Raw genomic sequence first — 25,696 nt, 5'->3', positions numbered from 1 at the left:
TTATTGGAACTCGGCAACCAACTTGTCGAATGCTTCGCGGCTGATGTCGAGCGATTGTGAGCTGAGCGCCTCTTCTTTGAAGCCAACGATCATATCCTCGTACGATTTGCGTTCCTTGTTCTGATAAATCAGACCTGTCAGCAGACCGCCTGTTTCCATAATTTTCGTCATGGCTCCGATCCGGCTCGTTGGGTCGTATTCTGGGAACTCCGCCAGGTTAACGATGTTCTCCTTGAACCAATCATACGTATTGACTTTATTGAACGTTACGCAAGGGCTGAATACGTTGATGAACGAGAAGCCTTTGTGGGCAATGCCCTGCTCGATCAATGCCGTGAGCTGCTTCAGGTCACTGGAGAACGATTGAGCAACGAACGTTGCACCCGCCGACAGCGCGATCTCGAGCGGAGACAGCGTCGTTTCGATCGAACCCTCTGGCGTCGACTTCGTCTTGAAGCCTTCCGCACTGCGTGGGGACGTTTGACCTTTCGTCAGACCGTAGATTTGGTTATCCATTACGATGTACGTAATGTCCAAGTTACGACGGATGGCATGAACCGTGTGGCCCATACCGATCGCAAAGCCGTCACCGTCACCGCCGGAAGCGATAACCGTCAACTCGCGGTTCGCCAGCTTAACGCCTTGCGCGATTGGGAGTGCGCGGCCGTGAATACCGTGCAAGCCGTAAGCGTTAATATAACCGGAAATCCGCCCCGAACAACCGATACCCGAAATGACAGCAAGGTCTTCAGGCTCAAGGCCTACGTTCGCCGCAGCCCGCTGAATCGCTGCTTGGATTGAGAAGTCACCGCAGCCTGGGCACCAGTTCGGCTTAATGTTATTGCGAAAATCTTTAAATGTAGCCACTTAGTTCAACTCCTTGCATGCTTTGTACACTTCGGTTGGCAGGAACGGACTGCCGTCATATTTCAAGATGCTATGAATTTTATCAGCATAACCTGCGTGCATTTTGATCTGCGACGCGAGCTGTGCCGTTGCGTTATTCTCCAGTACAACAACGCGCTTCGCGCTGTTCAAGTACGGTGTAAGTTGATCCGTTGGGAATGGTGCGATCAAGCGAACCGTCACATGATTCGTCTTCAAGCCGTCTGCTTCCAGTCTATTGCGCGCTTCATCAATGGTACCGCCAGTCGAGCCCATACCGATAATAAGCAGATCGGCTTGCTCGTATGGAGCATCCACGCGGATCGCGTCACGGAATTGCAGCGCCTGCAGCTTCCTCAGACGTTTATCCATCATTTTCTTACGGTTGATCGTGCTCTCCGAAGGACGTCCGCTCTCATCATGCTCGACGCCCGTTACGTGGTGGATACCGCCCTTCACGCCTGGAAGCACACGCGGCGAAACGCCGTCTTCCGTAAATTCGTAACGTTTGAACAGCTCATTGTCACCCAGAGCCGGCACTTCGTCAACCAGCTTGCCGCGCTTGATAACAATTTGGTCGTAGTCAAGCATTTCGCAGGACTGTTTACCAAGCGACAGCTGAAGGTCCGTCATCACGATAACTGGAACCTGATACTGTTCGGCCACGTTGAACGCCTCGATCATGTCATAGAAGCAGTCTTCAATCGATGCAGGCGCTACGACTACCTTCGGAATTTCGCCGTGTGTACCGTATACCATTGCGTTCAGGTCGGATTGCTCCTGCTTCGTTGGCAGACCCGTCGAAGGGCCTCCGCGCTGCGTATCGACGATGACGAGCGGCTGCTCCGTCATACCTGCCAGACCGATTGCCTCCATCATGAGCGACAAGCCTGGACCAGCCGATGCCGTCATCGTGCGAACACCTGCGTAGTTCGCGCCGATTGCCATCGTTACTGCTGCGATCTCATCTTCAGTTTGCACAACCGTACCGCCGAACTTCGGCAGCTTTTTGATCAAATATTCCATAATCTCGGATGCAGGCGTAATCGGATAAGCCGACATGAGGCGGCAGCCTGCTGCGATCGTACCGAGACCAATGGCTTCGTTACCGATAATGAACATCTTCTGCTTGCCGTCTGCAGGCTCCAGCTTGAACGCTTCGATCGGGCCACCTGCTTGCTCGAGCACGAATTCTGCGCCTTGTCGTACCGCTTCGATGTTCTTCTCAACGACTGCAGCACCTTTACGGCCGAACTCTTCCTCAACGGCTTTATTGAATACTTCAAGCGGCAGGCCAAGAAGAGCCCACGATGCGCCAGAAGCAACCATATTCTTCATTAGGGATGTTCCAAGACCTTCAGCGATTGCCGTAATCGGAACGGCAAACAGCTTCGCATCAATTCCTTCAGGCACTACGGGGTTGAACTTCGCATCCGCGACAACAACGCCGCCTGCCCGCAGTTCGTGGGCATTGAGATCGATGCTCTCCTGATCGAATGCAACAAGAATATCTAAATCATCGGAGATCGCGCGAATGGGACTCGTGCTAATCCGAATTTTATTATTCGTATGTCCACCTTTGATGCGAGAAGAGAAATGGCGGTATCCGTACAAATAGTAACCGAGGCGGTTCAACGCAGTGGAGAAAATGCGGTCCGTACTTTCAACGCCTTCCCCCTGTTGTCCCCCGATCTTCCATGATAATTGACTGATCAAAACGTCCATCTCCTCTTTTATAGAACGCAACAGCATTCGGATATATGTGTGCGATTAGTTGTGTGAACCTCTATCGATTCCGTTGTATTGGTGAGCAACCGCGCTTAGAGGTAGGTGCTTAGGCCAATAGCGAATAAATGATTACGTATTAAAAATGATTATCATTTAAATTTTATGAGAGCTAGCATCAAATTGCAAGACTAGAGGCCTTAATAAATACTGAATAAATGATCTGTCTTTTCGATGACATTCGTGCCATTTAGAGAATAAACAATCGACTTTCCGGTTATTTTGCAGGTAATTGCTGCTTTAGGAACCGAATCGCATTAGCCGAGGTGATATCGGTTACAACTTGCTCTGGAAATACTTTCAGCATTTCATTTACTAGTTTCCGGACATCCGCCGGATGGCGCAGCGATTGCACATACTGTTCGATTCCATCAAAATCAGACCCCAGCATTAGCTGCTTCGCTCCGCCAAGTCCCGCTACATGCTCGATATGACGCAGCACGTCAATGATGGTCGCTTTACCGTCTTCTCGGACGAAATAGGGTACATACGTAATCCCGATTCGGCCATCGATCGCGATGAGCGCTTTGATCTGATCGTCGGTCAGATTGCGCGCATGTGGGCACAGTGCCTTCGCATTCGAATGCGAAGCAATAAACGGCCGCTTCACGCGGTCTGCCAGCTCCCAGAAGCCCCGTTCGGTCAGATGCGACACATCAAGTATGATGCCCAGTCGTTCACATTCCTCAACGAATTGACCGCCCTTGGCTGTCAGACCGCCCTGTCTGGGCTCCAGCACGCCATCTGCTGCCCAATTCGCATGATTCCATGTAAGTCCTACTGCGCGCAGCCCAAGGCGGTACAGAAGCCTCAGCATCGTGAAATCGCCTTGCAGTCCATCGACCCCTTCAAGGGAAAGCAGTGCGCCTGTTAAACCGTTATTCATTGCATGATCAATGTCTGCAGCATCTCGAATCAAATGCATTCGCGGATTGCTCAGCACTTTGTCATAAAAGAGATCAACGCTTTTCCATATTGCAGCTTGGCTTGCTTTCTGTGGGGATGTATATATGGCAAACGTCTGTAGAATCGCCTGCGAGGCTTGAAGCCTTCCTGGGGTTACATCTATGCGACTATCCGAATGATCATCGAATGAGAGCTCCTCATGCTCCAGCAGCTTCCACAGCACATCACAGTGAAAATCCACTAGCGGATAAGGTGATGAGGCGGGTTCTCGCATTGCAGCTTCATTCCTTCCTATATTGTTATGCAGCATGCAAAAAACCTGCCTACAAATATGTAAACAGGTTTATCCATTTCGTAACTATTGTGCTGAAACGTTCCCGATGCATATCATCTAGGCTCAACGATCAACTTGATCGCAGTGCGGTCTTCGCCATCAATTACAATGTCCGTGAAAGCAGGAATACAAATCAGATCGACGCCACTAGGCGCTACGAACCCTCTTGCAATCGCAACTGCCTTAATCGCTTGGTTTAACGCACCAGCCCCGATAGCCTGAAGTTCTGCGCCGCCTCGTTCTCTCAAAACACCAGCTAGCGCGCCAGCAACAGAGTTTGGATTGGACTTTGCTGAAACTTTTAATACTTCCATGAAAAAGTACCTCCTCGGGAATGATGGGTTAATTCCACTAGTTATAACTATTCGAGGGCGGCAGAAAGATTCCTTCTTTTCTTGCTTGTACTTTGTTCACTATTCCGAATTGTTTGACATTTAGAACAATTTATTTAAGAAAACTGAACCGCGGCCTATCCATTTATGCGGGATCGTTTCATGGTGCAGGATATACAACCCTAGAAGAACATCAACGTTTCTTCTGTTTGGCGAATTTTTTGAATCGATGTTGCTTTTCCCGTCGCGTCATCCGTATCTACCAGGACGGCATGGAAGTGCCAATCGCCCTCGTCAACGACGAAACGAGTCGGCAGCTGCGTCAGGAATTTGTGCAGCACCGCCGTGCGCTCCATCCCGAGTACGCCATCACGTGGACCGACCATCCCTACATCCGTAAGATAAGCCGTACCTTGTGGCAAAATGCGATCGTCATTCGTCTGCACATGCGTATGCGTACCCACAACGAGCGATGCGCGGCCATCCAAATGCCAGCCCATTGCAATCTTCTCCGACGTCGCCTCCGCGTGGAAATCGACAAGGATCTGATTCGTCTTGCTGCTCATCTCCTCGATCAAAGCGTCCGCCGTGCGGAACGGACAATCGATCGGAGGCAGGAATGTGCGGCCTTGAATGTTAATGATCGCGAGCGTCTTTCCGTTAGCCTTAATAATGGCAGCCCCTCTACCCGGCGCTTCTGGTGCATAGTTGGCCGGACGAACGATGCGCTGCTCGTCGTCGATCCATTCGAATATGTCACGGTTGTCCCACGTATGATTCCCCATCGTAATGCCGTGAACGCCTGCGTCGAAAAGTTCCTTCGCAATCGTAGCGGTAATGCCACGCCCCGCCGCCGAATTCTCGCCATTCGCAATAATAATGTGCGGATTATATTTAGTCTTCAGCGCTGGGAGCACTTTCTTTACTGCTGCTCGGCCAACACTGCCGACAATATCGCCGATAAAAAGAATTCTCATCATAAAACCTCCGGTTTATTTCATGGGGCTGGTCGCCCCTTGACCCCACTAATGATTGTTTCTAGGGGTTGTGCCCCTCGGCGACCCCCAGTTATAGCTGAATAAGGGGCTTCGCCCCATTTTGTACCCCATGTTTTTCTACCCGCCTAAATCCTCCCTGCAAGGGAGGACCCCATGGGGCTACCGCCCCCTGGACCCCGGAAGGGGCTGTATGATCGACTATCGGAGCAATCGCATTACTGCGTGCTGGGCGTCGTGTACTCCCTACGGGGTACAACTTTTGTTCGAGATGGGTGTAGGAGCTTCGCTCCTGTTGAACCCAACATATCTCCTCACCCAAACCCTTCCTGCTAATGAGGATTGCATGGACTCCCGTTTCCACGGTCGCGAATGGGGGCATAACTTTTGTTCGTGCACCACCAGTAACTATCAAACGCCTATTGTTCATTATGTACTGCAAAGCGCTGCGCTAACGATATATGTGGGATGAATAATCTAATTTAACATTGATCAAACAGTATGTCACTTGTTTCTTCCCATGCGCAACTGAAGCTGTGCCCTTAGGGCACGCGATTCCCTCTCCCCACGTGTCCATCTTGCGCCTCTGTCTCTCCCACGTGCCTCCTTCCGGGGTCCAGGGGTGGAACCCCCGGGGCATCCCTAGCAGGGATGGTTTGGGTGGGTAGAAACTCTGTAGAGTTTCCCATAAAAAACGACGCAAGTGGCTGATGGTCAGCCACTTGCGTCTCTGGTCATTATTTTGCGTATTCGACAGCGCGCGTTTCGCGAATAACCGTAACCTTGATGTGGCCCGGATAATCGAGCTCGTTCTCGATTTTTTTCGTGATATCGCGTGCTAGGCGGAACGCTTCCGTGTCGTCGATCTTCTCAGGCTGAACCATGACGCGAACTTCGCGGCCAGCTTGGATGGCGTACGACTTCTCGACGCCTTCGAACGATTCGGAAATTTCTTCGAGCTTCTCCAGACGCTTGATGTACGTTTCGAGCGTCTCGCGGCGTGCTCCTGGACGTGCTGCCGACAAAGCGTCAGCTGCGCCAACGAGCATTGCGATAACCGACGTCGCTTCGCAATCACCATGGTGGGATGCGATACTGTTAATAACGACTGGATGCTCCTTGTACTTCTTAGCAAGCTCTACGCCGATCTCAACGTGCGAGCCTTCGACTTCGTGGTCAAGTGCTTTACCGATATCGTGGAGCAAGCCTGCACGCTTAGCAAGCGTAACATCCTCACCCAACTCGGCAGCCATAAGACCTGTAAGGTACGCGACCTCCATCGAATGCTTGAGTACGTTCTGACCGTAGCTTGTACGATATTTCAAACGGCCCAAAATTTTGATCAAGTCCGGATGCAGACCATGCACACCAACCTCGAAAGTAGCCTGTTCCCCATATTCGCGGATACGCTCGTCCACTTCTTTGCGGGATTTTTCGACCATTTCTTCGATTCGTGCAGGGTGAATCCGTCCATCTGCGACAAGCTTCTCCAAGGAAGTCCGGGCGATTTCCCGACGGATCGGGTCGAAGCCCGACAGTATGACCGCTTCCGGTGTATCGTCGATAATGAGATCGATACCGGTCAAAGTTTCCAAGGCGCGAATGTTGCGGCCTTCACGTCCGATGATGCGGCCTTTCATTTCCTCATTCGGAAGAGCTACGACAGAGACAGTCGTCTCTGCGACGTGGTCAGCCGCACAACGTTGAATAGCCAACGAAATAATGTCGCGCGCCTTTTTATCCGCTTCTTCCTTCGCTTGCTGCTCGATTTCCTTGATCATTTGAGCCGTTTCATGACGAACTTCCTGCTCTACGTTGGACAAAATGATGCTGCGAGCATCTTCCATCGAAAGATTCGAAATCCGTTCTAGCTCAGTTACTTGCTGCTTGTAGAGAACATCGATTTGCGATTGCGTTTCCTCGATTCGTTTCTCCTTGTTGGCAACTTGTTCTTCTTTGCGCTCAAGCGCTTCTAATTTTTTATCCAGAGTCTCTTCTTTCTGCTGGAGACGACGCTCTTGACGAGACGTTTCATTGCGCCGCTCGCGAATATCGCGTTCAGCTTCAGAACGGAGCTTGTGGACTTCATCTTTCGCCTCAAGCACAGTTTCTTTCTTCAGCGCTTCCGCTTCTTTCTTCGCATTCTCTACGATGACAGTAGCGGCTTGTTCAGCGCTTTGAATTTTGGCTTCGGCGATCGATTTGCGAATGAAATAACCTATCCCAAAGAAAATCGCACCAACAACGAGAACGATCAAGATCCATACAGCCGTGGGCATCTTGTTCACCTCCCCGTTGCACACCAAGTTTCAACGCTTGGGATGATATTTTGTTTAAATCCAAGAAAGTATAAGTTTTCACCTTATCCTTATGCTTGGATTTCACCGGAATGAAACGAACTGTGCCAATTAATAGGAAGGCAGCAGCCGTTTCACCTTGTCTTAGCCGGTTCCATACCGAATAATCGACTAAACGTAGTGAAAATAGTCTGTTTCGAATCAATTTTTGGAAGGAAAATCGATTCAAAAAGAAAGAATACAAAATCATTTTATCTTTTGACAAAATCAATTGTCAAGCCACCCTAACTCTTCATCGTCAGGAGTGCTCCCTTGATCGGCCGATACTTGCTTCACAGCCTGCATCGCTACGTCCATAGGAAAGCCTCGCCGCAGCAAAAATTGTGTAAGCTTACGCCGCTTGTCATATATTTCTCCAGTCATCGAACGCCACTTCTTTGCTGCCGCATGATCGGCAGATGCTTGCTCGGTATCGCGCTCAAGTTCTCGAGATGCCGCATCCGCTGTATGCTTATCTACACCACGCATTTTCAGCTCCTGCTTAATGAGCAGCCGCCCCTTGCCGCCTGTTCTTAGTCGGCTCTGCGCGAAACGTCGTGCATAGTCCTCATCATCTATTAGCCGTTCCTGTTCCAGCCGTTCTATGGCATAAGCAATCGGTTCAGGTTCGATCTCCTTACGCTGCAAATACCACTCGATTTCTTTGCTCGTTCGCGGGCGAAAGCCCAAATAATGGATTGCCATCGCATAAGCGCGATATTTGTTGTCTTCAGCCTGAATATCTGCGATTGCAGACGCTGACAGCTCTAATCCCTTGAACAACCGATGACGGATAAGCAAATCTTCATGGACAGACAGCATCGGCTCCGGCATTCCATCCATATAAATATGATATCGTCGGTGCTGCTTGGCATCCTGTTCGACCGATGTAACCGTGTAAATCATCGTCCAAATGTAACCTCCTCATGAACGAGGAAAGGCACCTCAAATAAGGTGCCTTTCTCTTCTTGCTTATGTGGTTGCTGACTTACAGCAGATCTTCGAACGTTGGCTCTTCTTCTTCCTCTTTCTCAGCGGCAAGCGCTGCTGCTTGAAGAGTAGATTCGGAAAGTTGTGTTGCTTGGCGAATTTGCTGCTCAATCGTTGCAGCAACTTCTTTATTGTCTTTCAAGAATTGCTTCGCATTCTCGCGGCCTTGGCCGAGGCGATCGCCATTGTACGAGAACCATGCACCACTCTTCTGAACGATGTCGAGCTCTGTACCAATATCGATAATGCTGCCTTCACGCGAGATACCTTCGCCGTACATAATGTCCAGCTCAGCTTGCTTGAACGGAGGAGCAACCTTATTCTTGACAACTTTAATACGCGTGCGGTTACCAACCACATCGTTGCCTTGTTTGATCGATTCAATCCGACGAACATCAAGACGTACGCTGGAGTAGAACTTAAGGGCACGGCCGCCTGGCGTTGTCTCAGGGTTACCGAACATGACGCCAACTTTCTCACGAAGCTGGTTAATAAAGATCGCGATAACTTTCGACTTGTTGATCGCACCAGACAGCTTACGGAGTGCTTGCGACATCAGACGTGCTTGCAGACCAACGTGGGAATCACCCATATCGCCTTCGATCTCGGCCTTTGGCACAAGTGCTGCTACGGAGTCAATGACGATAATGTCGACAGCGCCGCTGCGTACAAGTGCTTCAGCGATCTCAAGCGCTTGTTCACCCGTATCTGGCTGCGAGAGCAGCAGTTCGTCAATGTTGATGCCTAGCTTGCTTGCATACAGTGGGTCCAGCGCATGCTCGGCATCGATGAATGCAGCTTGTCCACCAATCTTCTGTACTTCTGCGATTGCGTGAAGCGCAACCGTCGTCTTACCGGAAGACTCCGGCCCGTACACTTCAATAATACGACCACGAGGAAATCCGCCAATTCCAAGGGCAATATCTAAAGCAAGCGCGCCGCTTGAAACGGTCTCAACTTGCATATGCGTCGATTCGCCTAGTTTCATGATGGAGCCTTTACCGAACTGCTTCTCAATCTGGCGTAGTGCCATTTCTAACGCTGCGCGACGATCTGACAACGAACTCACATCCCTTTGCTCTTTATAATGTAATCATAGCTTATTTCGTTCCTGTTGCCAAGCATTTTTTCGAACATACATTCGCTTTTTTTTCTAAGGAGCATATGGATCATACCCCTAAGAACAAAAAGAACCGCAGCAAATGATCCATTCGCTACGGTTCCTCCGTTAACTATCGCTACTATATCATGATTACTTGGCACGGGCAAGAGAAATTAAGCGCTCCATCCTCCATGCAAGCCAAGCTCTTCTTACACCTCTGTACCGCCGCCTAAGGCCTGCCAAAAGCGGTACAGCACCGCTTTTACGGCGCGTACACGGATAATGTCTCGTGTGCCGCCCAAATGCATCGTGTGAACGTCTGTAGGCTTGGCACGCTGTGCTATCGCGAAATAAACTAGCCCTACTGGTTTACCCTCCGACTCTGCTGGGCCAGCAACACCTGTAATGGAAATTCCGAAGTCTGCATCAGCGATCTCTCTAACACGTTCGGCCATCATCTGAGCAGTCGATTCGCTGATCGCACCAGGTGCACCCTCCCCTTCAAGCTGTGACAACGGGATACCAAGCAGCTGATGCTTCATCATATTCGTATAAGTAACAACACCACCTGCGTACTCGCCGCTGCTGCCTGGAATGTTCGTAATGAGTTCTGCGAACAAGCCGCCTGAGCAGCTCTCCGCGGACGCCATTGTACGATTCGACAAACGAAGCAGACGCACGACGGCTTCTTCTAATGGAATGTCTTCCTGTGCATACAGATGAGCGCCAACAAGCTGTTTAATGTTATCGACTGTTTCGTCGATTTTCCGCTGTGCTTCCATAGCCGTCGCAGCTTTCGTCGAGACCCGAATGGCGACTTCGCCTTCTTTGGCATATGGCGCAATTGTCGGGTCGGTCTGACCTTCAATCAGAGGCAGCAGATCATGCTCCAGCTTCGATTCGCCGATACCAGCAAACTTAAGAAGTCTTGAATAGAGCGGAATCGCAGTACCTAGTTCTCCAAGCAGCCAAGTGAGAGCAGGTCCCTCAAACATCGGCTTCATCTCACGAGGCGGTCCTGGCAGCAGCAGGTAACGTGTACCATCGACATGCAATGCATTGCCAACCGCAAGGCCCGCTTCATTAAACAGCGGCACAGCTCCGACAATCGATGTTGCCTGCCTCTTGTTGCTCTCAACCATATGTATGCCGCGGTTCTGGAAGAACGCCACGATTTTGTCCATAGAAGGCTGATCATACGTCATTTCCCGCCCGAGGTATTCAGCCAGCACATCCTTAGTCAAATCATCCTGCGTAGGCCCTAAGCCCCCTGTAAACAGCAGCAGATCCGCCCTGCTGCGAGCCGTCTCGATTGCACTGCGAATACGGTTAGGATTGTCTCCGACAACCGTCTGATAATAAACGTCAATGCCTAGATCGGCCAAGCGGCGAGACAAAAATTGAGCATTCGTATTGACGATTTGTCCAAGCAGCAGTTCAGTACCAACCGCAATGATTTCTGCTTTCATCGGATGAGCCTCCCTTTCGTAACATAAATGCTGTAGTAAAGGAAGGACACCCCCCAGAATGGAGGATGTCCGTGTATTTTAGGCAATTGGTATCAGGTTTTTATTCTTTACAAAATAATCGATACCGGAGTAAACCGTAATGATCGCCGCTACCCAGCTTGCGAAAAGATCAAAACGAATATCGATGAAAGTGAATGGGAAGTTGTTCAGCATAAGCGCGATAATCATCGTAATCTGAACAGCTGTCTTCCATTTGCCCCACTTGCTTGCAGCAATTACTTTGTTCTCAAGAAGCGCGATTTGTCTTAAGCCAGTCACAGCAAACTCGCGGCAAATAATAACGACCGCAATCCATGCATCCAGCTTATCCATTTCAACCAACGAGATCAGTACAGCAGCAACGAGCACCTTATCTGCAAGAGGATCCAGCAGCTTGCCGAGGTTCGTTACGATTTTATTCTTCCGAGCGATGTAGCCGTCCAGTCCGTCCGTGCTTGCAGCAATGATGAAGATAAGAGCGGCTACAATCTGATTGTATGTAATCGAGAAATCATCAAAGTGAATCGGCTCCAAATCCAATTTGATCAACAAAAAAATCATAATGATTGGAACGAGGAAAATACGGGCGATTGTAATCTTGTTCGCTAAGTTCACAGCATCTCCTCCCCGCTAAGGGTGGTGAGTGGCGTACCCTTCGAGCTGCTGTTCCATTGTCCCGCTGCCATATCGCACAGCATTTGCGCTCTGAATTGTCGTTCTGTCATTTCGTGCAATCCCCCAGATCTGACTCCATAAAGCTATCTCATAAAGTATAATACATGCCCTATAGCGTGTCAAAATGAACCAAAGGACAGCGCGCTAGAGCAGCAGTAGGCTTATGATCTTGTTTAGCGGTAGTTAATGAATTGCAGCTCAATCGGCAAATCTGCGCCACGAAGAAGCGCAATGACAGCCTGTAGGTCGTCTCTGCTTTTTCCTGTTACCCGAATTTGATCCCCTTGAATCTGACTCTTCACCTTGACTTTCGAGTCGCGGATTAGAATATTAATTTTTTTGGCAATGTCCTGTTCAATACCTGTGCGAAGCTTAATGTGCTGGCGAACCGTCGACCCACTAGCGGGCTCAATTTTACCGTAATCAAGGTTTTTAACCGGAACACCACGCTTAACCATCTTCGCCACAAGAATATCGATAACGTTGCTGAGCTTAAACTCATCATCCGAAGCGATGACCAGCTCTTCCTTGTCCAGTTTGATGCTCGACTTGCTGCCTTTGAAGTCAAAACGCGTCTCGAGCTCCCGCTCCGCTTGCGTAATCGCATTATTCAACTCCTGCATATCCACTTTCGACACAATATCAAATGAACTTTCTGCACTCATGACTTTAATCGCTCCTTTGTAAAATAAACATTACACTTTCGTATACTTGTGCCGTATTATAACCGAAAAGCGCTCACAAGAAAAGGCATCCGCACAGGAGGCGAATGCCTTTTTGTCAGCGAAATGTTATTGAACGTTCTGAACTTCGCCTGCTTGATCTTGATTTGTTGCATTTGTACCTGTACCCGTGTCAGTCCCTTTATTCGTACCAGTGCCGGTGCCAGTGCCTGCATCAGCCGAGACCGGATTGAACTGCAGCTTCTTGGTCGTCGTCCGATTGCCGTCCTCTACTACAACGTCATCAATCGAGATTTCAACCAGATCCGCACGGCCAACATTCATGTACGTAGATCCCGTAAGCGGGAATGTCTGCTCTGTACCATCAGCTGCCAAACCAGAGTACAGCTCTTTGCCTTTAGAGCCGCCTTCACGAACTTCGATCCAGCTCGTACCGCCCTTAACTGTAAACTTCAGCTGGTGATCTCCGCTAGGTCCTACGTCATACAGATCCACACGTCCCGACTTGCCCGATAACGTGACCGTGGTAGCTTGGACTGGCGGTTCAGGCTGCTGTGCTGGCACATTAGTGCCGGTATCGTTCCCCGTCGTACCCGTGTTTGTGTTTGGCTGCTGATCCGTCGTCGTATTCGGCTCCGTCTCCTTCGGAATATCGGTGGAGTCCGTAATCTTCGTCTGATCATCGACCTTATGTGCATTATCATTCGTGTCGGAGTTATTGATCGCATAGATCCACACAACTGCAGCAATAACGATAACGAACGACAGCATAATGCCCGTGAAGCCAAACTTGCTCCATCGGTCGGATGATGTTTGCGACGCTCTACGCGGTTGTTTGATCATCGGCTCTACAGCCGGATCAGGCGGCGCTGCCGGCATTTCGTGTTTGTATAAGCGAAGTACGTCATCCGCGTTCAGCCCGAGCGTCTCTGCATACGTCTTCACGAACGCACGAACGTAAAAACTCCCTGGCAGCACTTTGTAGTCGCCTGATTCAATTGCTTCTAGGTACCGTTTGCGGATTTTTGTAGACTCTTGAATATCATCAAGCGACATACCGCTTTGCTCACGTGCTTTCTTAAGCAGTTCTCCTAAATCTGACATATCTTCACCTCCTGATGTCTCTGGTCTATATGCGCTGATTTGTTGATCTAGAAATCATGTAAGCCGTTTGTAATCGCTTCGTACGAAATCTCTTCATCCGGCGTATTACGCAGCTCTATAATCGTATCAAAAGTGCTGTAATCGTAGTGTGATTCTTTTATGAAAATATCGGGATGCTCGATAATCTTCGTAGCCGGCATCGCCATGAGCTCTTGAATAAGCGCATAATGGCGCTCATTGGAACGCATTGTGCTGACGATTCCGTCAATGATAAAGATGCTGTTCGGATTCATCTCTTCCTCAGACAGCTGGCTGCGCACCGTTTGGCGAAGCAGCGTTGAAGAAACGAATGTCCATCTTTTATTCGAGCAAACGCTGCCTGCGATAATCGATTCCGTCTTCCCTACACGCGGCATGCCGCGCAAGCCGATAACTTGATTGCCTTCCCGTTTGAAAATTTCACCGAGAAAATCGACCAGTACACCGAGCTCATCCCGTGTAAAACGAAACGTTTTCTTATCATCCGAGTCTCGCTCGATATAACGCCCGTGACGTACAGCCAGAATATCCAGCAGCGTAGGCGGGCGAAGCTTATTCACCGTAATGTAATCCATCTTCGCAAGCATCTGGCCAAGCAGATCGATTTTGCCGTCGTCATCGGTCTCGAGGAGCATGCCTCGCGTACGATCCTCAACGCCATTAATCGTCAAGATGTTAACACTCATCATCCCGAGCAAGGAAGCAATATTGCCAAGCAGACCAGGACGATTTTTATGTATTTTGTATTCCATGTACCACTGCCGCTTTTCCATTTTCCACCGTCCCCATTTGCCGTTCAATCTTCAAAAATTAATTCTACAATTTTCGTCACTTTCCTGCAAGCGAATGCATGAATGTTCCAGTGACTTGGCAGCCTCTCCCTGACTACAACGTTCTTTAGTTAAAACTTTTAAACTCTGATGCGGAAAAAAGCCCCCATGACGGGAGCCTTTGTCAAAACCCAAGAAAGTATAAGTCATCAGCCTATACTTAGTCTTGGATTTCTCAGGGATGAAACAAACTGTGCCACAAAAGTGGCAGCAGCTGTTTCACCTTTAACAACCGACATTAATGCTGCACAAGCTTGCACATAAGTCTTGCCAGCGTTTTGCGTTCATCTTCGTCACCGGCATCCCAAATTTCTTTGAGTACCCGCTGCTCTTCATTTTTCGGATCTACACGCTCGTCAAGGAATGAGCCGATCTCGAACGCAAGATTCGCAATGGTATCATCAGTAAGTCCTAATTTCTTACCCTGCTCAAGACGATCAGCTAAAAATTGCTTCCATGAATCGAAATTCGAAAGGACCGTGGACACTGGTCTTCGCCTCCTACAATGGTCTGCTGCTTCATTCAACAACAACAACGGCTGAGTGAGCAACGATTGTAGTGTGCGCGAGTATCCGCCTGTCTATTCGAACAATTATAGAATCAAGTCATCCAGCCGCCATTCGGACTGATCACTTGTCCCGTTATGTACGCAGACTCAGGCAGCGATAAGAAATAAACCAATGAAGCAATCTCATCAGGCTGTGCGAAACGGCCAAGCGGAATTTCCTGCTCGAGCGCTTGCTTCTCCGAGCTATCAAGCTTGTCCAGCATAACGGTATCCACTGCGCCTGGTGCAACCGCATTAACCGTCACACCAGAAGGCGCAAGCTCCTTCGCGAGCGCTTTCGTGAATGCGTTCATGCCGCCTTTGGTCGTAGAATACAGCACTTCACAAGAAGCACCAGACTGCCCCCATACCGAGGATACGTTAATCACCCGTCCGAACCGCTGGCGTATCATCGGCGCCATAAACAGCTGCGTCGTTAGAAACATGCTCTTCAGGTTGACAGACATCACATCATCCCACTCCTGCTCCGTCACATCTGACAGCATACCGTAATGGGCGACGCCTGCATTATTAACGAGAATATCGGGTATCAGTCCACGGTCTTCCAACTTGTCCCGCATTCGTATGATTTGATCCTTTGATCGCAAATCAGCCGAGATCGTCATAACATTCGACCCAAGCCGCATACAGCGGCGTGCCGTCTCGTTGGCTGCCTCATGCGATTGCAAATAATGAATGATGATGTTCATCCGCTCCGCGGCGAAGCGCTGCGCGATGGCAGCGCCGATGCCGCGGCTTCCCCCGGTGATGAGCACCGTCATTTCGTGAAGCGGTTTGCTCAACTCGACTTCTCCTCGGAAGCAACCACCGAAACAGCAAGCTGATTCCAGTCGAAATGCTCGCGTAGACGGTCGTTGACCTCTTGCAGGGTGACCTGCTCATATTGCGGCAGCAGTGCGAACAAGTCGCCGCCACGGAAACGATACCGCGTAAATTCTCCGGCAATAGCCTCAGGGGAATTGAGCATACGCAAGTATCCACCGATTTTTTTACGACGGGAACGTTCGAACGCTTCACTGCTAATGCCTGCAGTCAGCAGCTTATCGACCGCCTCACGGACATGAGCCAGCAGTGCATCAGGATCCCTCGTCTCTCCGCCGATAACAGAGAAGCTGTATTCTGGCGAAGCATTATATTCATGTGAGAACGAGTCAGAGATTAACCCTTCGTCATACAGCGATTGGTACAACGGCGAGCTGGCGCCGAAGACGATGTCTAGCATGATGCGCGTTGCAACTTCCCGTCTCTGCAAAGCTTCACCCGAGAAGCCTACCTTCGTTTCTTTGAAACCAAACATGCATTTCGGCAGCGATACCGGCAAGTTTAGCAGCTTTCTCGACTCCTTGACCGAAGTTGGCTCCGGATCAAACGAACGAATGATGCGACCCTGCGGCGGGAACGACTTACGCTCTTGATTGCGACGTACAAGCTCGAACACTTCTTTGGCATCCACACCGCCCACAACGAACAGAATCATGTTCGTCGGATGGTAGAACGTCTCATAGCAGCTATACAGCGTCTCTTTGTCGATCTGATAAATGGATTCTACCGTACCCGCAATATCGATATGAATCGGATGCGCATGGTACATTGCATCGAACAAGCCGAAGTAGACGCGCCAATCCGGATTGTCCTGATACATTTGAATCTCCTGCTCGATAATGCCCTTCTCCTTGTTTACGTTCTCATCCGTGAAATAAGGATGCTGGACAAAGTCGATGAGCGTTTCGAGGTTTGCCGGAATTTGCTCCGTTGCCGAGAACAGATAGACCGTGCGGTCGAAGCTCGTATAAGCGTTGGCGGAAGCACCTTGTTTGGAGAAGGTGGCGAAAATATCCCCCGTTGGCTCCTCAAACATTTTGTGCTCTAGAAAATGGGCAATACCATCTGGGACACTAACAAGTGGTTTTCCCTCTACACCAAACCGATTATCGACAGACCCGTATTTGGTCGAGAAGGTTGCATATGTCTTCTGAAACCCTTCCTTCGGAAGTACAAAAACCTCTAGGCCACCTGGCATCACTTCGCGGTACAGGGTCTCCTGCACGCCTGGATAAGCTAGTGTTTCCATTGCCTATGCCTCCTTCCTGTCGCGTAAGAAGTATACGGTGTCGAGATGAATACCATTCGCAATCTGAACAATATCGTCCGCAGTAACGGCTTGAATCTGTGCAATGAACGCCTCCGCTGTGCGGGTGCTGCCGGAGAACTGTGCATTGAAATCATATGCAATCAGCTCAGCAGCTGAATCCTGCATTTCTCGGACGGAGTTAACGAGCATCGCCTTCGTCTGATCGATTTCAAGCTCACTGATTTTGCCGGCTTGAATGTCCGCAATTTGCTCTTTGATAATCGTCAGCGCTCGCTCGTACTTGTCGATCTCAATGCCCGATTGAATCGTAAGCAGACCTTTATGCCCATCAATGCGCGAGGATGCATAATATGCCAGACTCGCTTTCTCACGTACATTTATAAACAGTTTCGAGTGCGGGTAAGCACCCAAAACGCCATTATAAACAAGAAGCGCCGGATATTGATCGTCACCATAGCTGATTCCGGTCCTTAAACCAAGGTTGAGCTTCCCTTGTTTCACGTCCATTTTCTCAACAACGGTCTTCACTTCACGTGCATCCGAACGAACGTCCGTCGATGCGAAGGCACCGATATCGCCATCCGGCAGCTTGAAAGCTTCTGCAACCAATGTCTCAACTTCAGCGAGTGATGTATCGCCAGCTATGTACAAATCAAATACCGCTTCGTTAATCCATTGATGATACCGTTCATACAGCGATTCCGCTGAAATATTCGGCAGATCGGCACGGTTGCCAAGCGCGTGCAGTCGGTATGGATCTCCCTCGCACATCACTTCTGTACAGCGCTCGGAAGCATAACGAATCTTATCATTAATGATGGCTTCTAAACGCTTACGCAGCGTATCGCGCTCAGATTGCACATATTTTGTTGCAAAATGCCCGCTCTCCAGCAGCGGCTCCGATACAACCTCGCCCAAATAACGAAGAGAAGCAGCAAGCAGCGACTCCTTCGATTCAACGAATGCATCGTTAATGACATCCATACGGAACTGGATGAATTGATTGTTGCCACGCTTGAACACATCAAAACCAAAACCTGCTCCATACAGATCGTCCAAGCGCTCACGAAGAGCAATCGTTTCCGGTGTTGTAGACGTTCCGCGACGGAAAACAAATGGCAGCAGCGCTGTCGAAGTAACTTGATTCTCCTCCAGTGGAATGCCTGCATATAGCGTAATCGCGAACGTTTTGAACCGGGTCGTTGGCATTACATGCAGCCGAATCCGGTTCACCCGGCCTCGTTCAAAAGTGTTGGAACTCATACCGTCAGCCCCTTCCATATTCCAGCTTGATCGCTTTGTCATCCATAGTAAATCTATTCCAATCCATCCTGTTCAATTACCATTCTAACGGATTGGAAAAGGCAGAAGCAACCTGCGCCTGAACAGGCGGGCTGCTTCTGTTTGTTAGACCTGTTTATACAACCTTTTACATACAGAAAATGTGCTTCCCGATTGTTTTCACTTGCGGGCGCGACCAAATCCATGCGGAAGTTGCTGTATCTGGGTTGAAATAATAGATGCATCCGCCACTAGGATCCCAGCCGTTAATCGCATCCTGAACGGCCCGCTTCGCCGTCTCATTAGGCGTCAAATTGATTTGACCATCTGCTACTGCAGTAAACGCACCAGGCTGATAAATAACACCCGAAATCGAGTTCGGGAAGCTTGGCGATTTCAACCGGTTGAGAATAACGGCTGCGACAGCAACTTGACCTTCATACGGCTCACCACGTGATTCGCCGTACACAGCATTCGCCATAATTTTGATATCGTTGTCTGTAAGGCCCAAACGGTTCGATTTACTGATTGTTGTAGTGGTGCCCGTCGAAGTCGATTTATCGGTTCCGCTCGACCCTGACGACGAAGATTGATCGCTTGCGGAAGGTGCCCAGTTCTTCGTTGCATTCCACAGCTTCAGCTTCGTCTGTGCGCCCACAACACCGTCAGCCTTCATTCCAAACTTCCATTGGAACCACTTCACAGCATTCAAAGTTGTGTAACCGAATTGACCATCAATCGAACTGCTGTAATAACCTAGAAACTTTAACCTGCCCTGCAATTCAGTCACGTCTTTGCCGGAGGAGCCCAGCTTAATGATCGCGCTGCTGAACGTCTCTGCAGACTTGCCTTTGTCCGCATAGTGGAGCGAATACGCTCCGAACAACAGCAGCACAATGACAACCGTCATCACTATCAGGCGATTTCTCATGTTCTGGATCTGCCTTTCTCATGCAAGTTGGTAAGTATTTTGAAGCGCATCCTGTCGGTAGTATGAGAAACGGCTAACGTTTCTATGCATGAAAGGGGCGGAGCCCCATTGACTCCAATAATTCCTTTTAAACATCAATTTATAAAGTACTACATCAAAAATTTCTACCCACCTAGATTTCTACCCGCCTAAATCCTCCCTGCTAGGGAGGACCCCATGGGACTCCCGTCCCCTGGACCCCGGAAGGGGTCGGTGTTGGGACAGAGGCGTATTAGAGCTGCAGTGTGCATGGAGTCGCGTGCCCTTTGGGGCAAGCTTTGTTCACCAAAAATTAAAAATGCTCGAAGCCGGGGGCTTCGAGCATTTTATTAGTTTATTTAGTTCTGCTGGCCGCTGGTGCGTGCGTTGGCGTGGTCTGGTGTCCACAGCACTTCGCGTGGCTTGCTGCCTTCGTAAGGGCCGACAACGCCTTTGGCTTCCATCTGGTCAATGAGACGTGCCGCACGCGTGTAACCAACGCGCATTCTGCGCTGGAGCAGGGAAACGGATGCTTGCTTCGCATCTACTACGATGCCAACCGCTTGATCGAACAGCTCGTCCAGTATCTCTTCATCCTGTCCATTCCCGGAGTCATCGATCTCTGGAACAAGCTCCGGCTTATACTCTGCTTCCCCTTGCGATCTACAGTGCTCAACGATCGACTCGACTTCTGGATCGGATAAGAATGCACCTTGTACCCGGATCGGCTTCGACATGCCGACCGGCAAGAACAGCATATCGCCGCGGCCGAGCAGCTTCTCGGCGCCAGCCATATCGAGAATCGTACGGGAATCCACCTGGGATGATACACCGAAAGCGATCCGAGATGGAATGTTCGCCTTGATGACACCAGTGATGACGTCTACCGAAGGGCGCTGCGTCGCGATGATCAAGTGAATACCTGCGGCACGAGCCATCTGTGCAAGACGTGTAATCGCATCCTCGACGTCGTTGGCAGCGACCATCATCAGGTCGGCAAGCTCGTCGACGATGACAACGATATAAGGCAGTACAGCAGCTGGATTGGACTCCATTAGATTGTTATAGCCTTCGATGTTACGAGTACCTGATTTGGAGAACAGCTCATATCGTTTCTCCATCTCGACGACAATTTTCTTCAGTGCAAGTGATGCGCGCCGTGGATCCGTAACTACCGGTGCCAATAAGTGCGGAATGCCGTTGTACATATTGAGCTCGACCATCTTCGGGTCGATCATCATAAATTTCACTTCATCAGGCTTCGCCTTGTATAGAATGCTAGTGATGATGCCGTTGATACATACCGATTTACCTGAACCGGTCGCACCTGCGACGAGCAAGTGGGGCATCTTCGCCAAGTTGCCGACAATCGATTGTCCAGAAATGTCACGGCCGAATGCAATGGACAGTTTCGAGCCTGCATTTTGGAATGCGTTCGACTCCATTACCTCGCGCATCGTGACGACGGAAACTTCCGAGTTCGGCACCTCGATGCCAATTGCCGACTTACCTGGAATTGGCGCTTCCATCCGGATATCTTTAGCAGCTAATGCAAGTGCAATGTCATCCTGCAAACCAACAATTCGGCTAACTTTAACGCCAGTTGCTGGCTGAACCTCATATCGGGTTACCGCAGGACCTTGCACAACATCAAGCACCTTCGCTCGGACGCCAAAGCTTTCAAGTGTGGCTTCGAGCTTCCGCTGCGACTCCAGTCGATCAACACCATCTGATCCTTTACCTCCACCAGCCGGCTTCGCTAGCAGCGATAAGGAAGGCAGCTTATACGGCTTCGCCTTCGGCACTACTGAATGTGGAACAGAGTCAGTCGCTGCACTGTCACCAGATTCCGATTGCAGAGCTTCCGATTCATGTATTTCAGGTTGATGCATCTCTTCCTGATCATAATGAACATGATGATCGACAGAGTCTTCATCGATTTCCGCGTCGTCATACTGCCCGCCCTGACCATTGTGCTCATCTTGGCCATCCTCAAACGCAGGAGACAAGGATGAAGGAGCAACACGCTGCTGTGAATACCCCTCCGGCATATCAAACGGAGTATCGTCCTCAGCATTCTCCTCGAATTCGTTGTGTTCTTGTGCCCAAGGTGGGGTTTCATCAGCCTCATGATAGCCTTGCTCAGATGCAGATTCTGCCTGCTGAGGCACACGCGTATCTGGACTGCCCGCACGACGAAGCATTCGGCTCAGAATCGACTCTGATGGTCTCTCCTCGGCGTGCTGCTGTTGTTCATCTGCTGAATCACTACTTCGATCACGGTCACTATGTATGCGTACAACTGGTGTGCGCGGCTGTCGCTGCGGTGGAGCCTCTTCTTGCTCATCATCGTGGTCCATCGTCCATTCGCGAGGTTCAGCTGTATGCTGCTCAGCTGGCTGTTGACGATTCCGCATCCAAGGGAATAGAAGCGAGCTTCTCCTGTTTGAAGCTGGCGACGTTCCATCGTCATCATCTTCATCGGCGTCATCGTCAAAATCATCAATAGAACGCCGTGCCAACGGTGTACCTGCACCCTGCCCTGCTGCTCTCGCGGCTGAAACCGCTACCGTACGTGGGCGTCGGTTCGCATATTTGGCCCTCAGAAGGATGATCAAGCGACCTATGCGTTTTCTAGCTCCTTGAAGAATATCGATGTACGACTTGCCTGTAATGAGCATAATCGAGATCGCGAACATTACAAGAAGTAGGAATTTCGTTCCGTACACCCCAAAAAGCGCATACAAAATCGTATATTGCACAGCACCGGCATATCCGCCAGCTATGTCTCGTGACATAACCGATCCTGATGGAGCTTCCGGTGATAGGAGCTGACCCTGCAAATCGCTGCCTAGTTGATGTAATATACTGCTTGCTGTCATCTCAACCGCTGAATCGACAGGATCGAATTTACGATCGATCTCTGCTATCGAGCTCCATAAGGTTAGACCCAGTATAAGCACCAAAATGCCCGTTTTACGGCTTGACCATCCTTTGGGCCATGCTCGCTTCACCATGACGGTTAAGCCGACATAGACGCCTACTAACGCGATTACAAAGTAATATTTGCCTAGCAGTAATCCAAACAACTTGGACAAGGAACGGCCAACAGCCGCCTCTCCAGATAGGGCAATAACCGATAATGTTATGAGCAAAATTCCGTATATCTCATACTTCAGGCTTTCGCCTATCGATTTGCGCGCCTTACGTCTACGCTTCGCCATTCTGCTCACCTCTAATTAACGATTATACCATAGGTGGACAATTGTTCCTATCGAGCAAAAACGAAAACAGCCCGTCCACAATCAATCTGTGGGCGAGCTGTAAACAATGTAAGCACCTGGCTGAAAGCGCGGATTTAAGTAATGATCGAGCGGTGCATGAACGAGTCGAACGAGCTTCCCGATGCCTGGTGCAAGTGGAGCAAGCTGCATTAATGCCCCATCCTGCTCCAGCTCAATTAGCGGCTCACGTTCATCGTTCATTCCAGCGAGCACAAGCTCTAACGGCATTGAAGTATAGAGCGTCATGACGGCAGCACTCCTGCAGGCGCTGCACGCCGCTGACTAATAAGCGCATTTAGCGAGGCTAAAGCCTCTCCGATACCGCCGATTGCATCTATGAGGCCGTACTTCACAGCGTCCGAGCCGATAACGGTCGTACCGATATCACGCGTCAGTTCACCGGTTTTGAACATAAGCTCCTTGAACTGCTGTTCACTTACCTTGGAATGGGTGGTAACGAACCGAACGACGCGCTCCTGCATTTTATCCAAATATTCGAATGTCTGCGGAACGCCAATCACAAGCCCGTTCATCCGTATCGGGTGGATCGTCATTGTTGCGGACTCCGCGATATAAGATTGATTGGCAGATACGGCGATTGGCACACCAATCGAATGTCCTCCACCTAACACTAGCGTTACCGTAGGCTTGGATAACGATGCAATCATCTCTGCGATCGCAAGTCCAGCTTCCACGTCTCCACCTACTGTGTTGAGCACGATCAGAATGCCCTCAATCTTCGGGTTCTGCTCGGCCGCGACTAGCTGTGGAATCAAATGCTCATATTTGGTCGTTTTATTTTGCGGTGGCAGTACGAGATGCCCTTCGACCTGACCAATGATCGTCATACAATAAATGTTCGACTCCGCAGGGGCTGGCGTTGATGTTTGCCCTAATTGCGTAATCGTCTCAACGACAGAAGGTGGTTTGCGTTTATCATCCGCCGGCGTGGCCGGCTCCGGCTGCTCCGACTTCAACTCGACGAGCTCTTCATTCATCACGGTATGCTCCTTTATCAGACGGAATGTAGCTCGTCATAGTATGGTATTGGAGTGGATGATTATGCAGTCGATTGCGATATTGGAACGAAAAAAGGATGCAGCATCACGCTTATTCAGCGCTTTGCTGCATCCTCTATCTTTACTGATTTATTATACTTCCATAATGATCGGCAGGATCATTGGACGACGGCGCGTTTGCTCATACAGGAAGCGGCCAAGCGCGTCCTTCACATTCGTCTTCAGCGATGCCCACTCGTTCACATTGTCGTTCATCAGCTTGTTCAGCGTCGAAGTGACGATGCGGTTTGCTTCGTCCAGCAGACCTTCGGATTCACGTACGTAGACGAAACCACGCGAAATGATGTCCGGACCGGACAGGATTGTTCCATCCTGCTTGCTCAGTGTAACAACGACAACGAGAATACCGTCTTGCGACAGAAGCTTGCGGTCACGAAGTACGATGTTACCTACATCACCAACGCCAAGACCGTCAATCAGTACGTTACCAGCTTGTACTTTCGAGCCTTTACGAGCTGCACCATTCTGGAACTCGACCGTATCACCGTTATCGATGATGAAGATATTCTCACGCTCGATACCTACTGCTTCACCAAGTTGAGCATGCAGGCGGAGCATACGATATTCACCGTGGATTGGAATAAAGAATTTCGGACGGATCAAGTTGAGCATCAGTTTCAGCTCTTCTTGGCTGCCGTGACCGGAAACGTGAACGCCGGATACCGATCCTGGTCCGTAAATAACGTTAGCGCCAAGACGGAACAGTTCATCAACTGTACGCCCTACGTGACGTTCGTTACCCGGAATTGGTGTTGCTGCAATAATAACCGTATCGCCTGGCAAAATGTCAATTTTGCGGTGCGTCGAGCGTGCCATACGCGTTAATGCGGACATCGGCTCGCCTTGGCTGCCTGTGCACAAAATGACGACGCGGTCTGCTGCCATTTTGTTCACTTCTTCTGGCTCGATGATCATGCCTTCCGGAATGTTCAGGTAGCCGAGTTCACCAGCGATCGATACAACGTTAACCATCGAACGACCAACAACTGCGATTTTACGGCGAGTAGCCGCTGCTGCATTTACAACCTGTTGAATACGGTGAACGTTCGATGCGAACGTTGCAACAACAACACGCTGCGTTGCTTTACGGAAAATCTCTTCTAGATTATGACCAACAACGCTCTCGGAAGGCGTAAAACCTGGGCGTTCTGCGTTCGTGCTGTCAGACAGCAGCGCAAGTACACCTTTGCTGCCGATCTCAGCAATACGCTGAAGATCTGCGAACTCGCCGTTAACAGGCGTGTGATCGAACTTAAAGTCGCCTGTATGTACAACGCGGCCTTCGGGCGTGTCCAAGCATACGCCAAGCGAATCTGGAATACTGTGGTTTGTTTTGAAGAACGTAGCTGTGATCGAACCGAGTTGCACTTCGGAATCCGCATTGATGAGAATACGCTTCGTCTCACCGAGCAATCCAGCTTCCTTCAGCTTGCCTTCGATCAGACCAAGTGTCAGCTTCGTGCCAAATACAGGAACGTTCAGACTTTTCAGTACAAACGGCAAGCCACCGATGTGGTCTTCGTGACCGTGTGTAACGAGAATACCGCGAACTTTGTCGCGATTCTCAAGCAAATACGAAATATCTGGAATTACGATGTCGATACCGAGCATATCTTCTTCAGGGAATTTCAAACCCGCATCAACAATGACAATGTCGCTGCCATACTGAATGGCATACATGTTCTTACCGATCTCACCTACGCCACCTAGGGCGAAAATGAGCAGTTTATCTTGATTATTCTTCTTGGACAACTGAATCTATACCTCCTATAAAGCTTTGCGTAAGCGTCGTCATCAGCTTCGTAAGCATTATTTATATTTGTAAGGGTCGTATCTTTGAAACACCGCTCTACGTTAACCGGTTCCTTCTTCATAAAATTGCCGCACCGAGTCACTTGTACCTCATTATACATGATACAAAAGATGGAATACAAGGTGA

General features: G+C 49.8%; 22 protein-coding genes. All 22 read right to left on the bottom strand.

The window, feature by feature from the left end; all coding sequences use genetic code 11:
• The 22 genes from DFQ01_RS06950 to DFQ01_RS06835 all read right to left on the bottom strand — a co-directional run bounded on the left by DFQ01_RS06950 (position 1) and on the right by DFQ01_RS06835 (position 25,509).
• Positions 1 to 867 (bottom strand): 2-oxoacid:ferredoxin oxidoreductase subunit beta, encoded by an 867-nt coding sequence (locus DFQ01_RS06950; protein ID WP_110043150.1) that lies wholly within the window; start codon positions 865 to 867, stop codon positions 1 to 3.
• Positions 868 to 2,601, bottom strand: coding sequence for a 2-oxoacid:acceptor oxidoreductase subunit alpha (locus DFQ01_RS06945; protein WP_110043149.1), 1,734 nt, complete (start codon positions 2,599 to 2,601; stop codon positions 868 to 870).
• A gap of 286 nt (positions 2,602 to 2,887) precedes the next feature.
• Complete coding sequence (locus DFQ01_RS06940) at positions 2,888 to 3,850, bottom strand: dipeptidase (RefSeq protein WP_110043282.1); 963 nt, start codon at positions 3,848 to 3,850, stop codon at positions 2,888 to 2,890.
• A 113-nt stretch (positions 3,851 to 3,963) separates the two neighbouring features.
• Entirely contained in the window at positions 3,964 to 4,224 is a 261-nt protein-coding gene (locus DFQ01_RS06935; protein ID WP_006211249.1) for a stage V sporulation protein S, read from the bottom strand.
• A gap of 200 nt (positions 4,225 to 4,424) precedes the next feature.
• Positions 4,425 to 5,219: a TIGR00282 family metallophosphoesterase gene (locus DFQ01_RS06930; protein WP_110043148.1), complete on the bottom strand. Its 795-nt coding sequence runs from the start codon at positions 5,217 to 5,219 to the stop codon at positions 4,425 to 4,427.
• 755 nt (positions 5,220 to 5,974) lie between these two features.
• Positions 5,975 to 7,516 carry a ribonuclease Y gene (rny, locus tag DFQ01_RS06920; RefSeq protein ID WP_110043146.1) on the bottom strand — a complete coding sequence of 514 codons (1,542 nt, stop codon included), beginning with the start codon at positions 7,514 to 7,516 and terminating at the stop codon, positions 5,975 to 5,977.
• A 285-nt stretch (positions 7,517 to 7,801) separates the two neighbouring features.
• A complete protein-coding gene (locus DFQ01_RS06915) occupies positions 7,802 to 8,479 on the bottom strand; it encodes a regulatory protein RecX (protein ID WP_110043145.1) in 678 nt (225 codons plus the stop codon).
• An 82-nt stretch (positions 8,480 to 8,561) separates the two neighbouring features.
• Positions 8,562 to 9,623, bottom strand: a complete 1,062-nt coding sequence (recA, locus tag DFQ01_RS06910) for a recombinase RecA (protein WP_110043281.1) — start codon at positions 9,621 to 9,623, stop codon at positions 8,562 to 8,564.
• 251 nt (positions 9,624 to 9,874) lie between these two features.
• The gene (locus DFQ01_RS06900) at positions 9,875 to 11,134 is read right to left on the bottom strand and encodes a competence/damage-inducible protein A (RefSeq protein ID WP_110043143.1); all 1,260 of its coding nucleotides are present in this window, start codon (positions 11,132 to 11,134) and stop codon (positions 9,875 to 9,877) included.
• 78 nt (positions 11,135 to 11,212) lie between these two features.
• On the bottom strand, positions 11,213 to 11,788 hold the full coding sequence (gene pgsA / locus DFQ01_RS06895; RefSeq protein WP_110043142.1) for a CDP-diacylglycerol--glycerol-3-phosphate 3-phosphatidyltransferase: 576 nt from the start codon (positions 11,786 to 11,788) through the stop codon (positions 11,213 to 11,215).
• Between the two features lie 233 nt (positions 11,789 to 12,021).
• Positions 12,022 to 12,513 (bottom strand): YajQ family cyclic di-GMP-binding protein, encoded by a 492-nt coding sequence (locus tag DFQ01_RS06890; RefSeq protein ID WP_110043141.1) that lies wholly within the window; start codon positions 12,511 to 12,513, stop codon positions 12,022 to 12,024.
• 126 nt (positions 12,514 to 12,639) lie between these two features.
• Positions 12,640 to 13,635: a helix-turn-helix domain-containing protein gene (locus DFQ01_RS06885; protein ID WP_110043140.1), complete on the bottom strand. Its 996-nt coding sequence runs from the start codon at positions 13,633 to 13,635 to the stop codon at positions 12,640 to 12,642.
• Between the two features lie 47 nt (positions 13,636 to 13,682).
• On the bottom strand, positions 13,683 to 14,447 hold the full coding sequence (locus tag DFQ01_RS06880) for a DUF3388 domain-containing protein (RefSeq protein ID WP_110043139.1): 765 nt from the start codon (positions 14,445 to 14,447) through the stop codon (positions 13,683 to 13,685).
• 295 nt (positions 14,448 to 14,742) lie between these two features.
• Positions 14,743 to 14,991 carry a DUF3243 domain-containing protein gene (locus DFQ01_RS06875; RefSeq protein ID WP_110043138.1) on the bottom strand — a complete coding sequence of 83 codons (249 nt, stop codon included), beginning with the start codon at positions 14,989 to 14,991 and terminating at the stop codon, positions 14,743 to 14,745.
• A gap of 113 nt (positions 14,992 to 15,104) precedes the next feature.
• Positions 15,105 to 15,833, bottom strand: coding sequence for an elongation factor P 5-aminopentanone reductase (gene ymfI / locus DFQ01_RS06870; protein WP_110043280.1), 729 nt, complete (start codon positions 15,831 to 15,833; stop codon positions 15,105 to 15,107).
• Between the two features lie 17 nt (positions 15,834 to 15,850).
• A complete protein-coding gene (yfmH, locus tag DFQ01_RS06865; RefSeq protein ID WP_110043137.1) occupies positions 15,851 to 17,143 on the bottom strand; it encodes an EF-P 5-aminopentanol modification-associated protein YfmH in 1,293 nt (430 codons plus the stop codon).
• 3 nt (positions 17,144 to 17,146) lie between these two features.
• Positions 17,147 to 18,427 (bottom strand): EF-P 5-aminopentanol modification-associated protein YfmF, encoded by a 1,281-nt coding sequence (gene yfmF, locus DFQ01_RS06860; RefSeq protein WP_110043136.1) that lies wholly within the window; start codon positions 18,425 to 18,427, stop codon positions 17,147 to 17,149.
• Positions 18,428 to 18,593: 166 nt separating this feature from the next.
• Positions 18,594 to 19,376, bottom strand: a complete 783-nt coding sequence (sleB, locus tag DFQ01_RS06855) for a spore cortex-lytic enzyme (protein WP_110043135.1) — start codon at positions 19,374 to 19,376, stop codon at positions 18,594 to 18,596.
• Positions 19,377 to 19,753: 377 nt separating this feature from the next.
• The gene (locus DFQ01_RS06850; protein WP_110043134.1) at positions 19,754 to 22,618 is read right to left on the bottom strand and encodes an FtsK/SpoIIIE family DNA translocase; all 2,865 of its coding nucleotides are present in this window, start codon (positions 22,616 to 22,618) and stop codon (positions 19,754 to 19,756) included.
• Between the two features lie 81 nt (positions 22,619 to 22,699).
• A complete protein-coding gene (locus DFQ01_RS06845) occupies positions 22,700 to 22,924 on the bottom strand; it encodes a YlzJ-like family protein (RefSeq protein ID WP_110043133.1) in 225 nt (74 codons plus the stop codon).
• Complete coding sequence (locus DFQ01_RS06840) at positions 22,921 to 23,676, bottom strand: ClpP family protease (RefSeq protein ID WP_110043132.1); 756 nt, start codon at positions 23,674 to 23,676, stop codon at positions 22,921 to 22,923. Before DFQ01_RS06840 ends, DFQ01_RS06845 begins: the two co-directional genes overlap by 4 nt.
• A gap of 153 nt (positions 23,677 to 23,829) precedes the next feature.
• Positions 23,830 to 25,509: a ribonuclease J gene (locus DFQ01_RS06835; RefSeq protein WP_110043131.1), complete on the bottom strand. Its 1,680-nt coding sequence runs from the start codon at positions 25,507 to 25,509 to the stop codon at positions 23,830 to 23,832.
• Positions 25,510 to 25,696: the final 187 nt, after the last annotated feature.

It is taken from the genome of Paenibacillus cellulosilyticus, assembly GCF_003182255.1.
Taxonomy (GTDB): domain Bacteria; phylum Bacillota; class Bacilli; order Paenibacillales; family Paenibacillaceae; genus Paenibacillus_T; species Paenibacillus_T cellulosilyticus.
This window is presented reverse-complemented; position numbering and strand designations above follow the sequence as displayed.